This window comes from Colwellia sp. MB3u-45 (genome assembly GCF_014077005.1).
Taxonomy (GTDB): Bacteria; Pseudomonadota; Gammaproteobacteria; order Enterobacterales; family Alteromonadaceae; genus Cognaticolwellia.
This window is the reverse complement of sequence record NZ_JACGVC010000042.1, coordinates 82,610-96,996: the sequence shown is the minus strand read 5'-3', so window position 1 is coordinate 96,996 and position 14,387 is coordinate 82,610. Positions and strand designations below refer to the sequence as shown.

Annotated in this window: 10 protein-coding genes and 1 pseudogene; 6 read left to right on the top strand and 5 right to left on the bottom strand. The window is 38.7% G+C overall.

The genetic code is table 11. From position 1 onward, the window contains the following. Positions 1–646: 646 nt before the first annotated feature. Positions 647–1,093: an RNA-binding protein gene (locus H4J41_RS04775; protein WP_182137406.1), complete on the top strand. Its 447-nt coding sequence runs from the start codon at positions 647–649 to the stop codon at positions 1,091–1,093. Positions 1,094–1,498: 405 nt separating this feature from the next. Next, the gene (trmA, locus tag H4J41_RS04770) at positions 1,499–2,593 is read left to right on the top strand and encodes a tRNA (uridine(54)-C5)-methyltransferase TrmA (RefSeq protein ID WP_182137407.1); all 1,095 of its coding nucleotides are present in this window, start codon (positions 1,499–1,501) and stop codon (positions 2,591–2,593) included. Here the strand turns inward: trmA and fabR are convergent. Next, the gene (fabR, locus tag H4J41_RS04765; RefSeq protein ID WP_182137408.1) at positions 2,574–3,230 is read right to left on the bottom strand and encodes an HTH-type transcriptional repressor FabR; all 657 of its coding nucleotides are present in this window, start codon (positions 3,228–3,230) and stop codon (positions 2,574–2,576) included. The two genes, trmA and fabR, sit on opposite strands and share 20 nt — an antisense overlap. 230 nt (positions 3,231–3,460) lie before the next feature. Between fabR and H4J41_RS04760 the strand changes: the two genes are divergently transcribed. From H4J41_RS04760 to H4J41_RS04750, 3 genes are all read left to right on the top strand, one after another. Further along, on the top strand, positions 3,461–4,579 hold the full coding sequence (locus tag H4J41_RS04760) for a fatty acid desaturase (protein WP_182137409.1): 1,119 nt from the start codon (positions 3,461–3,463) through the stop codon (positions 4,577–4,579). A gap of 69 nt (positions 4,580–4,648) precedes the next feature. Next, the gene (gene sthA, locus H4J41_RS04755) at positions 4,649–6,091 is read left to right on the top strand and encodes a Si-specific NAD(P)(+) transhydrogenase (protein ID WP_182137410.1); all 1,443 of its coding nucleotides are present in this window, start codon (positions 4,649–4,651) and stop codon (positions 6,089–6,091) included. A gap of 75 nt (positions 6,092–6,166) precedes the next feature. Then, positions 6,167–6,658 (top strand): histidine phosphatase family protein, encoded by a 492-nt coding sequence (locus H4J41_RS04750; RefSeq protein ID WP_220460963.1) that lies wholly within the window; start codon positions 6,167–6,169, stop codon positions 6,656–6,658. Between the two features lie 57 nt (positions 6,659–6,715). Here H4J41_RS04750 and H4J41_RS04745 read toward each other — a convergent pair whose 3' ends face one another. The 3 genes and pseudogenes from H4J41_RS04745 to H4J41_RS04735 form a co-directional block, all read right to left on the bottom strand. Continuing rightward, positions 6,716–7,210, bottom strand: a complete 495-nt coding sequence (locus tag H4J41_RS04745; RefSeq protein ID WP_182137411.1) for a hypothetical protein — start codon at positions 7,208–7,210, stop codon at positions 6,716–6,718. Between the two features lie 256 nt (positions 7,211–7,466). Further along, entirely contained in the window at positions 7,467–8,534 is a 1,068-nt protein-coding gene (gene hemE / locus H4J41_RS04740; RefSeq protein WP_182137412.1) for a uroporphyrinogen decarboxylase, read from the bottom strand. A 902-nt stretch (positions 8,535–9,436) separates the two neighbouring features. Then, positions 9,437–9,565, bottom strand: a pseudogene (locus tag H4J41_RS04735) (transposase); the annotation flags it as partial. Positions 9,566–9,601: 36 nt separating this feature from the next. Between H4J41_RS04735 and H4J41_RS04730 the strand changes: the two are divergent. Beyond that, positions 9,602–9,871: a hypothetical protein gene (locus tag H4J41_RS04730; RefSeq protein WP_182137413.1), complete on the top strand. Its 270-nt coding sequence runs from the start codon at positions 9,602–9,604 to the stop codon at positions 9,869–9,871. 187 nt (positions 9,872–10,058) lie between these two features. Here the strand turns inward: H4J41_RS04730 and H4J41_RS04725 are convergent, their stop codons facing one another. Next, positions 10,059–14,345, bottom strand: a complete 4,287-nt coding sequence (locus tag H4J41_RS04725; protein ID WP_182137414.1) for an alpha-1,6-glucosidase domain-containing protein — start codon at positions 14,343–14,345, stop codon at positions 10,059–10,061. Positions 14,346–14,387 lie beyond the last annotated feature (42 nt).

Here is a 14,387-nt window from a genome sequence, read left to right as displayed (position 1 = left end):
AGAATCTCATTCGCTCTATACCGTAAAGTAATTCGTTGCTGCAGGCCTTGCCTGAAGCGAGATGCGCATTCTACGCACCTGAGTTTTAATGTCAACGTTTTATTTAGATTTTTTAAACTTTCTTTCAGAAGATTCAAACTCATTTTTAAAACGTTAACTTAACTGTTTAGCTCTTATAAAGAGTAGTTAAGCTATTAAAACCGTTCGTTTGGGTTACCCCTTGGAACTGGAGCGCATTCTAGAGATTTCTGGCTTCACGTCAACACCTAATATCAATTAAATTGCGATTAAATGACTGTTTGCTTTTTAATTATACATCTGGTGCTTTTATTGACCTAGGAGCGTTCAAATAGCATTCGACCCGTATAAAGTCATATGAAAACGTGGTTCTTATTATTGCTTAATCACAAGGTTTATAACTTCTACTCTAGATAAGAAGACTACAATAGCCATAATAGAGAAGATAATTAACTGAACAGCTATTCTATAACAGTTACTAAGTAACAAATCTTACTGTTAATAGTATTAATAGATACTTGCCTAATTAAATTGCATGAAAATCACACTTATTCTTGCACATTACCAAAAGGTGGGTAACATAGAATTGCAAGTTAAGTTTTTATAAAATAATAATTAGGTATCCATTATGAAGTCTCCTCAAGCATTGACGCTAATTGTTGCGTTAGTATTTTCTGTTGCTATATATTTTTTGGCTAACAGTAGTGTATTCGAATTAACAAGTATGAGTGTCGCCGTTGTTGCTTTTGTTTGTGCATTTATCGCGCCCTTAATTGGAAAAGCCGAAACAAATGCACAAGAAGCAGATACAAGCATCAGCACACTCTATGTTGGCAATTTACCGTATAGAGCTAACGAAGCCGCAGTAAGAGAGTTGTTTTCTGAGTATGGCCAAGTTCAATCAGTAAGATTGATGAAAGATAAACATACAGGAAAAAGACGCGGATTTGGTTTTGTTGAAATATCAGCCGCAGATGCAGAGCAAGCGGTTTTGTCATTGAATGATAGTGAATTTCAGCAAAGAACATTAAAAGTTCGTGAAGCAAAAGAACGACCAGAGCAAATTGTTGAATAAAACCTCAGCATAACGTTGCTTGTTAAAACCGACCCATTAAGTAGTAAGAGTGTAAAATTTACAGAAGTCGTTTAACTCTCTTACTCACTAGTCATATTAAAGCCTGTAAATGATAAGTTTACAGGCTTTTTGTTTTACTACTATATAGGTAATCGGGGAGTTACTTTATGCGTTTGATAATATTAAACTCAAATGTTTTAATATTACTGACCACAAAGTCTATCAACGCTTATCTATAGTCTATAAAATAGCGGCTTTTATTAGCGGCTGTGATTAATAAGCCAGTGCTTCTAAGATACAGTCGTTGTTTAATAAATAATGTCTTTAATAAGCAAAAACAGGCCAATCGCTAAAGTCTCGACTTCATCATCAGTTAACGACCTCCACTTTCAACAAGGTATTTCAATGTTTAGTCATATCCATCCCGATAATTATCAACAGCAGCTTGACGAAAAGCAGCAAAATATTACAGAAAATTTTGCTCAGTTTGAATTACCAACATTTGAAATATTTACCTCGCCGAGCTTGAATTATCGCCAGCGTGCAGAGTTTAGAGTTTGGCATGACGGTGATGATCTGTATTACATTATGTTTAATAGTGAAACAAAAGAAAAATATCGGGTTGATGACTTTCCTGTTGCCAGTGTGCTTATAAATCAATTTATGTTGGCGCTATTAGCGGATATAAAAACTAACGAAGTATTACGCCAACGTTTATTCCAAGTTGATTTTCTATCAACTGTTAGCGGCGAAGTATTGATTAGTTTGCTTTATCATAAACAGTTAGATGAACAATGGATTGAGCAAGCGCAGCAATTAAAAGTTCGACTATCGGCAATCGCTCCTGTGGATATTATTGGCCGAGCTCGCAAGCAAAAAGTGGTCTTAGACAAAGACTTTGTGATGGAAACATTAACATTGAATAACAAAGAGTTTCATTACCAGCAAGTTGAAAATAGCTTTACTCAACCTAATGCTAAGGTAAATGAAAAGATGTTGCTTTGGGCTCAACAAGCGACTAAAAATATTGGCGGTGATTTAATTGAGCTCTACTGCGGTAATGGTAACTTTAGCATTGCTTTGGCGGAAAACTTTGATCGGGTATTAGGCACAGAGATATCAAAAACGTCAGTTAAGTCTGCACAGATTAACATTGCGGCTAACAAACTCGACAATGTTGATATTGTGCGAATGGCGAGTGAGGACTTTAGTCAGGCGATGAATGGTGAACGGGTATTTCGGCGATTACAAGGTTTTGATCTGACCAGTTACAATTATCAAACTGTGCTTGTGGATCCTCCTCGAGCTGGGCTAGATCCTGATAGTGTTGAATTAGTGAGTCGCTTTGAGCGCATTATCTATATTTCATGCAATCCGGAGACACTCCGTGATAACTTAACTGAATTGGTTAAAACCCATAAAATTGAGCATTTTGCTCTATTTGACCAATTCCCTTATACCCATCATATAGAAACGGGTGTTATTTTGTCTCGTCTTTAGCGCTACTACTGCGCTGCTCGCTGCGGTTTTTATTACCTACGCCAATTTCAAATGCACCACGAGCAATAAACCTGAGCTGTTTAATTGTTCGTTGTGCTAATTCTGCTAAATCTTTTTTATCACAATCTAGTGCGTCAGAGCCGGCACTAAAAACAATGGTTACGGCAGCATTTGCTTGCAGATAGGCCACTTCAGCATCAAGTTTATTAGCCTGTTGTAAATAATCACACAACTCTAGCGTAAAATAACGAATTTCACGATTAACTGCAGCACGAAATGCTTTCGATGTGCCTGAACGCTCGCGTAGTAACAAGCGAAAAATATTGCCGTTACTTTCAATGAACTCCATAAATGTACGCACAGAAATTTGGATCACCGAGCCCCCTTTGTCAATACGCTGCCTTGCTTGACGCATTAATTGACGCAAGGTTAAACCCGCTTCATCCACTAAGGTTAAACCCAATTCGTCCATATCAGAAAAATGGCGATAAAATGAGGTTGGCGCTAAACCTGCCTCTTTTGCTACTTCACGTAAACTTAGGCTAGAAAAACTCCGCTCACTGCTGAGTTGCCCTAAAGCGGCATCGATGAGTTGTCGACGTGTTTTTTCTTTTTGTAATGCTCGAATACCGCTCATCGTCTTGCACCTAGTAATTATTTCAGCCTGTAACCAGTTTGATATGATACTGAAAATAGTTAATATTACTAGTCAATAGATGTTAACCACTCTGTGATATTCTGATTTTTATTCTGTATGTTAGCTAAAAAATCACCATCAACACTTGACTCAGCATCGAGTAAAGTTAAAGATAGCGTACATGTGTACACCGAAAAACTTTTCGGTGATTAATCTTAGATGGACAATTAATGAATAAACCACCTATTATTTGGTTAAATGTTTTTGTATTTAGCATTACCTTTTTATTTGCTGCCATTGCAGTACCTTACCGTGCATTCACTCATGGCTTTGATGCCACAGAAATCACCGCAGCAACGATTTGTTTTATCTATTGCGGCATGTCGATTACGGCCGGTTATCACCGACTTTGGTCCCATAGAACCTACCAAGCTCATTGGTCATTGAGAGTGATTTACGCGCTAGGTGGCGCATTTGCTTTGCAAAATAGTGCATTGCATTGGTGTTCTGATCATCGTATTCACCACAAACATGTTGATAAAAATAATATTGACCCTTATTCCGCAAAGTTGGGCTTTTGGCATTCACACATCGGCTGGATGCTAAGAGATCATCAACCTGAGCACTACAATAATTATAACAACGTGCGCGATTTACAAAAAGATGCGGTGGTGGTTTGGCAACATAAACACTATTTACTACTGACTATATTAATGAACTTCGGTGTCCCTATTTTATTTGGTTTATGGCATGGTGATATAATTAATAGCTTACTATTGCTTGGCTTTTTACGTTTAGTGTTAAGTCACCACACCACCTTTTTCATTAATTCATTAGCGCACATCTGGGGTAAGCAAACCTATACTGAAAAAAATACTGCTCGTGATAATGGCTTTCTCGCCTTTTTTACTTTTGGTGAAGGCTACCATAACTACCATCATATCTTTGAAAACGACTATCGTAATGGCATTCGTTGGTGGCAGTTTGATCCAACAAAATGGTTAATTAAAGGCTGCGCTCACTTAAAACTGACGTCAAAGTTACGTGTGACACCTGAAGATAAAATTGAAAAGGCACGTTTATCTATGGTTTTATTACGTAGCCAGCAAAAGATAGCGGCCCACCCTGACGCAGAGCAGATGCTAGAAAGATTGCAGCATGAGTACGATGAGCTTATTCATAAGATCAACGAGTTTTATGCGGTACGTAAAGCGTTAGTTGCCAGTAAACGTGACCAATTACTAGCTGGTGTTGAAAATTCAGAGGTTATGGCGCAATACCAAGAAATTAAGCGAAGATTAGCTGAGCAACAGCGAAGCTGGCAAAATATGGTAGAAAAACTAGCATAAAAACAGTTACCTTAGATTTAATTCCTGCTAATATTTTTCTCCTTAAAGCAGGAATTAAAGGGTTAACCGTTGACTAAACAAGCACAAGCCGAAAATAAGAAAGTAAAAAACGCTGCTAAAAGCTATGATTTTGACGCCATCATTATAGGTACAGGGCCTGGTGGCGAAGGCGCTGCCATGAACTTAGCCAAGCGTGATAAGCGTGTTGCTATTATTGAACGCTATCATAATGTGGGTGGCGGCTGTACTCATTGGGGCACTATTCCATCAAAAGCGTTACGTCAATCGGTTAGCCGACTCATTGAATATAACTCTAATCCGTTATTTAATGCCGGACAAAATGCCAAGCAATTAACCTTCCAAGATATTTTAAGCCACGCATCTGCCGTTATTCGTAAACAAGTCAGTTTGCGCAGCGGCTTTTATAACCGTAACCAAGTTGAACATTTTTACGGTGAAGCATCATTTATTGATGCAAACACCCTCCAAGTATTACGTATTGATGGTTCAATCGATTTCATTACAGCCAAACAAATAGTGATTGCCACCGGCTCTCGTCCCTATCATCCGGATGATGTCGATTTTTCGCACCCCAGAGTTTATGACTCAGACAGTATTTTATCGCTTGAACATTCGCCACGCCAAATAATTATCTATGGTGCGGGTGTGATAGGTAGCGAGTACGCGTGTATTTTTCGCGGTTTAGGCGTCAAAGTAGACCTGATCAATACCCGTGATCGTCTATTGTCATTCTTAGACGCTGAAATGTCAGACTCATTAAGCTATCACTTATGGAATAACGGCGTTGTTATTCGCCATGGCGAACAAATTGAACGTGTTGAGACCAGTAAAGATTCAGTTATTGTCCATTTAGAGTCGGGGAAGAAGATGCGCGCCGACTGCTTATTATTTGCCAATGGTCGCACAGGTAACACCGCAGATTTAAAACTTGAGAATGCTGGTTTAAAGGCTGATGGACGTGGGCAACTGAAAGTCAGCGATACTTATCAAACCGATGTAGAAGGTATTTTTGCGGTGGGTGATGTTATTGGCTATCCGAGTTTGGCCAGTGCAGCATTTGATCAAGGGAGAATTTGCGCCAGCGCAATGCTGGATGGCAATAGTAAAGCAAAACTTACTGTTGATATTCCTACCGGTATTTATACCATTCCAGAGATTAGCTCTGTCGGTAAAACTGAGCAAGAGCTAACAGCAGCAAAAATTCCATATGAAGTCGGCCGCGCGCAATTTAAACATTTAGCCAGGGCACAAATATCTAATAACCTAGTCGGCTCGTTAAAAATTCTTTTTCACCGAGAAACCAAAGAGATTTTAGGTATTCATTGTTTTGGTGAGAATGCAGCAGAAATAATACATATTGGCCAAGCCATCATGCAACAAACTAATGGTGGCAATACCATTGAATATTTTGTTGAAACTACCTTTAACTATCCAACAATGGCAGAAGCCTTTAGGGTAGCGGCATTAAATGGTCTAAATCGACTTTTTTAAACACAAGCCAAGGGCATGGCTTCTATCGCTTTGCCCTTAATCTCTACTTTTTATGGACATTAAAGTGAAAAAATTTTGAAATATCCTTTACTGGTTGCACTGTATTTTTTTGTCTTACCAACGCTTGCTGAAAATAGCTTTAGTATTTATTTAGTTCGACATGCAGAAAAACAAGCCGTGCAGGATGATCCTAAGTTAACCCCTTGTGGTCAATTAAGAGCAGAGCAAATTGCGACTATGCTTGAGCACACACAAATAAAACACGTATATAGCACAGTCTACCGACGTACCATGGCGACAGCGGCACCTTTTGCTAAACAGCAACAGATTGCCATACAAAAATATTTGCCAAAAAATCTGAGTCAGTTTGCACAGAAGTTACTTAAACAAAAAGAAAATGTATTAGTGGTGGGTCACAGTAACACCACGCCACAATTGTCGGCATTGCTCAGTGCATTCGATGTCGAAGATCTTACCGAACAACAATATCGTAACCTGTATCAAATACAAGTCAGTGACCAAGGTAAAACCTTAACATTATTTACTCAGCCACTTATTTGCCAATAACTTACCGATAAGCTGCAAACAACTAGTCACTTGCCTGTTACTGCTGCTTGATCAAGATTACATGTCGGCGTCATTGACTTTATTGCCTGGTTTTATCAGCTCAATATCGGTAATCGTAAAAGGTGTACCCCATTGTTGAATGGTCATAACATCTTTTACTTTGCCTTTGACTCGAACAATAGCCCCATTTTGCGCAAACTCTTTTGCCATATTCATTGGCAATAATTTTTTGCCTGAATCGGTAATAATGCCGTAAAAGCCACCTTCTAAGTTTAAAAACTGCACACGACCACGTTGCCAACCATTAAATCCATCTTTCAATTTATCTGTTGTGTCTTCCATATCATGACCTGTTAATGCTTTATTAGTATTTACCTGTGCCTCAACAAGTGTAGTCTCTGCCTGCTGGGTATTATTTTCCTGCACAGTTTGCGCTATCGTCTCATTAGCTTTATCTATTTTAGCGTCATCCTTATCGGTTGAGCTACTACCGCAAGCACCGAGTAACAAGGTTATTGCCAACAGAGATAAAAAGTTTTTGTTTTTGATCATTGTCATGTCCATTTAGAATCAATTTACTAGCTCAGCATACCTTAATCTAAAAGTAATAACCAAAGCCTAAATATATAAAAAATCTGTTTTTAAGCCTATTTAGCAACTGATTAGAAACTGTCTAACTGAATTTTACAGGTCAGTCATGGCATTATAATTTCAAGGCAAAAAAAAGGAGCCTCAGGCTCCTTTAGATATAATCAACTAAACTAGTTTACGCCAACAAGGCACAAATAATATTGCTAACAAGTATAGCTTATCGATGATATGGCTTACTCAAACGATGAACCGACTCAATAAAGTGGCCCGCATGATCTGGGTTTACATCTGGATGTATACCGTGACCTAAGTTAAACACATGCCCAGTGCCACCCTCGCCAAAACCTGCTAATATTTTTGACACTTCTTGCTCAATTCTCGGTAATGGCGCGTATAACATTGATGGGTCCATATTACCTTGCAGTGCCACTTTATCACCAACACGCGCTTTGGCATTTTCAATATCAATGGTCCAATCAAGACCAACCGCATCACAACCTGTTGCAACGATATCTTCTAACCACATACCACCATTTTTGGTAAATAATGTCACCGGCACTTGGCGACCATCGTTATGACGAGTTAAACCATCAACAATTTTCGCCATATATTGCAATGAAAATTCTTTATAGTCTCGAGGTGATAAAACACCACCCCAAGTGTCAAATACCATTACCGATTGCACACCTGCAGCAATTTGGGCATTTAAATATAAAATAACTGAGTCAGCTAATTTATCTAATAATAAGTGTAATGTTTTTGGCTCTGAGAACATCATCTTTTTGATTTTAGTGAAAGCCTTTGAACTACTACCTTCAATCATATAAGTGGCGAGGGTCCAAGGGCTACCAGAAAAGCCAATCAGCGGTACATCACCGTTCAGCGTTTTTTTAATCGTGCGTACTGCATTCATAACGTATTGCAATTCGCCTTCAGGGTCTGGAATACCAATTTTATCAACATCAGCTTTACAGGTAATTGGCCGTTCAAATTTAGGTCCTTCGCCTGTTTCAAAATACAGACCTAAACCCATAGCATCAGGAATAGTTAGAATATCACTAAATAAAATCGCCGCATCAAGAGGAAAGCGACGTAAAGGTTGAATGGTCACTTCACAAGCTAAATCAGCATCACGGCAAACCGACATAAAATCGCCAGCCCCTTTGCGCACTTCACGATACTCAGGTAAATAACGCCCAGCTTGACGCATCATCCAAACAGGTGTGTAATCAACAGGTTGGCGCAATAGCGCACGTAAATACGTATCATTTTTTAATTCAGTCATGAAAATTTATCTCCGCTATTTGTATGCGCGCATTCTAACACTTCAAATTTTATTGATCTATGTCCAAATCAAATCTATGTACGCTTACGGCATTGATAAAAAATTTGCCTTATTTTTGCTATAAGGCAAAATACTCTCGCAACCTTTAATTAGCACACGCTAGCTAAAGCCAGATACCAGCAGATATCATTAACTCAATAAGTTGCCGTTTTAGTGGCGCGATCATTTTTAGTAAAAATAATTTCATTAATATAAAAAATTTATTTTTTTATATTTCTCAGCAAAAGCCATAAGACAGTGAAAATATATTTACAAATGCCCTAAGTGGTTAACCAGGTGGAGTGTTTTTAGTCACATTTTTTCATTAGGTCATACTCACGTTACAACTTGATCGATAACACTTTTTTACATTTTTTTACCCCGCTTTAAAAAGGACATTTTATTAAAGCGTTAGCTTTTAGCTTAATCAACACCTACAAACAAAAAAATAGACTGAGCGTTGTGAGTTTACACATCACTTATACGAAGATATTCGTGGAATATATGCTCTATTAAAGTTGTTGCACAGAGAAAAAGCCTTTGCTATAAATGTCCCGCGCTAAAGAAAAACAATAATAAAAACAAAAACAATAATAATAAAAATAAAGAAATTAATAAAAAGAAGCTAGTTTACTAGACCATATAGCGAGCATTTCAAGCCTTACTTCGGTAAGGCTTTTTTATTGCCTAAAATAATGTGTCACATTAATCAAAGTTAATATATGGCTTTTCAATATTACTCAAGATTAACGAAAATAGATCGAAATACACCATCAAAGTATCCCCAGAATAAATCCCCAAGAGCAATCGAGTCTAATATCGAGACAGAAAAAATTCCCGAGTTAATGTTAAGAGTAACATCGCCAGTGATATAACCTTTTAGTGCAAATACCTAACCGCTCCAATACTTCAACGACCGAATAACCACGTTTGTTGGTTTGTTTAACTGCTTCAATTTTAAATTCTTGGGGATAGCGTTTGCCTTTGCTCATAAGCACCTCTAATTGAAGTTACAATGTACTTATTGGGTGTCTAGTGAAGTCCTAGTTGTTAGATATAAAAATGCACATCCTGTGGCTATCAAGTTACTCAACACCAATCAATTTAAATTTGAAGAGTCAAACCTGAGAAATATTGGATATTTGCTTATCGAACAAAATAAAGCCCCGCAAGCACTTGAAGTATTTAAGCTAAATTCTCGATTTTTTCATGAGTGTCCAAATACGTCCTATGATTTAGGCGACGCCTATGCTGAATTGAAACACTATCAACAAACTCTTTCTTCTTACTCGCGATGAAAAGGTAGTTAAGATTAACCCGCTATACGAAACATTTGTGAAAGATAAAATAGAAGGATTGCAGGAGAAATCTAGCACCTTCATTGAAACAAAAACTTTATTCTTGGTATAAAAAAGCCCTCTACCAGGAGAAGGCTTTTTAACCTTGTTTAGCTGTAACCTTTATTAAGGTTAGATAACCCCCTAGTTACGGCTTTTTACTGATATTTATCGTTGGTGTGAGCGGATTAGGCCCAGCAACTGTAACGATATAATCGCCAGCTTCAGTAATTGTTACGCTCAAGTTATCTTGCGAGTCTTGTACTAATACCAATGGTGAATCTAGAGTAACAACATTGGTATCTGCCGGAGCCCCTAAATTGACAGTTGACCAGTCACCCGAAGCCACTTTAAATCCATAATCACCAGCAGTTAGGTTTATTTCCACAGAGTAGCTGCTTGCGCCATCATAGTTAAGTAGATCAACTTCCCCCCAATCATTCATGTCGCCACGAATAAATACGGGTGTAGCACCAAACATTTCTGCGGCATAAATACTTAATGTAGGCTCAGCTAAGTTAGATGCGTCAAACACAAACGTGTAATCTCCAGCTTCAGCAAAGACCATACTGAAGTTATCAATACTACCTGACAATAATAACTGCACTTCACCTTCAAATATTTCCATATCATCAGCTGGTGCGCCCATGTCGATTGTAGACCAATCCGCAGAGGCTATTTTGAAGTTAGGCGTTGAAGCAGTCATGCTAATGGTAACTTGGTACTTGCCACCACCCACATAAATTAAGCGGTTATCTTCACTCCAGTCATTCATGTCACCACGAATAAACATAGGTGTTCCAACAAACGGCTCTTCATTTTCTACTAACAAAGTAGGTGCGTTGATATCAGAAGAATCAAGCGTGAATATATAAGTTCCATCAACGGCAATAGTAATACTTAAATTGTCATTGCTACCAGGCAATAAACTAAAGCTTTCATCTTCTACTACTTCACCACCAGAGCTTGGTGCGCCTAAGTTAATTGTTGACCAATCTCCTGAAGCAATTTTAAAACCATAACTTCCTGCAGCAAGGGTAATCTTCGTTTGGTATATACCATCAGCTTGGTAGATTAAACCATCGACTTCACCCCAACCATTCATGTCACCACGAACGAATGGAACCTTATCTCCGTAAGGAACAACATCAGGTGCTCCTGCCGTCGAATAAGCTGATAAACCTGAACCTTGCATTTCGCCTTGTACTTTCACAAAAACAGCGGTCGTTAACGCAGGAACAGTAAAGCTGCCTTCGTCAGTACCTTGCTCAAAGCTAGCACTAGCAACAGCGCCATCAACTGAGTCAATGAGTAAAGGATGTAAGCTAAAATCAATTGCTGAGGCAATAGTATGTGTTTGTGCGCTATTGCTACCATTTACCAGAACGACTATCGCGTCATAATTAGGGTCAAGATCAGTAAGGTTTATGCCGTCATCAATACTCATGACAATCAAACCTTGTGTTTGATTTTTGCCAATATTGTGAAAACCAACACGGTTAATAATATCTGCCGCGGTTGTTAATCTAAATAATGAGCTGTTTGAACGAATTGATAAAAATTCATTGAAAACATTCGAGGCAAACAACATATCAGTCATTGAAACAGTGCTTGATGGACTAGAAGCTAGTGCAACTAAGTAGCTGTCATCTTGGCCGCCTTTATCTAGAGGTAAGCCTTTATTCCAGTTGTTAATTTCAAAAGTGAAATCAACTAAGTTATACCAATCGCCAGCATCATAGGTATTTCGGTCTAAAGATTTAGAGCGAAGGAAGTCACCACCCATTTGTAAAAATGGAATACCTTGCGACAATAATACAATTGATTGTGAGATGTTTTGTGCACGAACACGTTCGCTGTTCGACATTTCAGGATTTAACTTAAACTGTAAGTTATCCCATAAGGTTTCATTATCATGTTTTGACACATAATTAATAACATCAGCAGGGTCTTTCGCATACATACCGAAACTACTACCTGCTGCGTCTATACCATTGAAGTTTTTCAATACATAGTCAGTTAGTGTGCCTGCCATGCCCAATTTCACAATATCTTGTTGTTCAAATGGATAATCTGAATCACTCACATTGTTAAATAGGGTCGCATTACGAATACCATCACGAATGCGATCGTTATAAGTGGCTATCTCTGTGCCCGCCATATTTTCTTGATCAGCGCGTTCGAAACCACGAGAGTCTTTGTACCAACCTTCACCATAAAAATGATTATCAGGGTCAATCGCTTGAACGGCGTCACGCGCTGCTAGCATTTGCGCTTTAGAAGCTTGGCTCATAATATCGAAGCGGAATCCGTCAAATTGGTATTGCTTTGTCCACTGTTTTAACGAGTCAACCATCAACTTGTCCATCATGCGATGTTCAAGGGCTGTATCACTACAACAGGTGCTGTTTTGAACCGCGCCTGTAGTCACGTCACGGCTGTGATAATAACCGGGTACAAGTTTATCAAGTACCGAGTTATCCCATAAACCAGCAGAGTTTGTATGGTTATAGACAACATCTAAAACCACACGTAACCCAATGTCATGCAATGATTTGATCATCGCACGCATTTCTTTAATACGTGTTACGCCATCAGGGTTTGAAGCATAGATACCATCAGGTACATTGAAATGCTTAGGATCGTAGCCCCAATTGAAGCTATCAGTATTGCGCATCGCTTCAGTCAATAAAGCAACATCGTTTGTGAAAGGTGAATAGCTTTCAAAAACCGAACGCAATGTTTGCTCGTCAATTCCTTGATAACAAGGCGGTGCTTTGGAATCTACTTTACATAATGCTAATACTGTACTATCGAGATCGATAATTTTGGCTGCATCTTCATTAATGGTAGCGATATCATTAGCAGGTAACATATGAAATGTATTCAAGCCATTAGCCACTAATTTTTGTAGATGCAACATAGGCGCAGAGTCTATTTCGGTAAAAGCTAAGAACTTGCCTCTATTGTCAACTGAAGTACTTTCATCTTGTGCACTAAAGTCACGAATATGCCCTTCGTAAATTACCGCGTCTTCGTAGTTTTCGATAATTGATACTGAGTGGCCTTCCCACCCTTCAGGTTGTAAGTCCTCGTCAGATAAGTTAACAAACTGAGAGTATTCACCATTGGTTGATAAACTTACTGAGTAAGGGTCAGTACTTTCAATTTCTTCAATCGCTTTATTTTGTGGATGGTAAAGCGTTAATGCTAAACGATAAAATTGACGGTCTAGACTTGTATCGCCGGTATAACTCCATACACCTGTCATTGAATCTTCAGTCATATCATGACTTGAAACCATGTTTTTATTCGCATCGTAAAGATTTAATTTAAGCGTTTGAGCGGTTGGAGACCACACAGAAACTTTAATGCTACCGTTTTCATAAACCACGCCTAAGGTTGCTTCATCGGCATCAGCCTCGCCTTTGGTATAAAGGTCATCAAGTACTAAATCAGCTTGAACATAAGTTGCCGCAACAGCAATCCCTTCGGCGTTATAACCAACTAAAACTAATTGATTCTTAGCGATAGCTTTTGCTTCTTCAACAGACCAGTTACCTGAAAATGCAGGCCAGTCAGCAACTAAAGGTGCAGCTGATTTTTGCTCGTCGCTTAAGTTAACTTCCGTTAACTCAACAACCGTTCCAGTGATAACATCTGGGTTCGCTTCGTCTCCACCAATACCAGCAGTCGCTGAATGATGTAATTTAACTGAGGTTACCAGTTCAAAATTCACATCCCAGGTAAAGGTGTTGCTATCAATCCAATGTGCTGAAAAATCATTGATTGCTAACGCTTGCTTACCCAGTGATACAACCGGGTATTCAAAAATAGAGGCTACACCTGAAAAAGTAAAGTTCATACGCTGGTATGTTTCATCATCTTGAAACAGTGGCATTGTAAAGTCACCGCCACCAAATTCTTTTCCTGCGTCATCAGTACCTTTATGAACAATAAAGTGACCACATTCATTGTAACCATCTTTAAGGTTTACTAGCCAATACGCGCCATATACGGGATCAACCCCAGTATGCACTAAACCACTATCCCAGCTTTGCGCTAAAGAATCTTCTGCATAAACATCACATTCATCACTATTCCAATTATGCATTTTGTAGTCGTCGTATTCACCGTCAGCACGGTTATAAAACAACAACGCCTGATTTTCTTGAGGGAAAATAACAGGGGCAGGTGCATTGGGATCAATACCAACCACACAACTTTCATTTAATGCATCTGGTACCGTTGGCACAGGACAAACAATAGGCTCGGGCGCAACACAACTTGTACCGGCTGCGTCGGCAACCATTGGCACATCGCAACTAAGTAATACTTTACCTGACTCGGTAGAATCTGAACCGCCACACGCGGCCAGTATTATTGATAAAAATGCTAAGACAATAATTCTTAACACCGATTTTTGACTAAACATAACATTTACTCCAAAGAGATAATGGGCGAGCTAATACCGAAA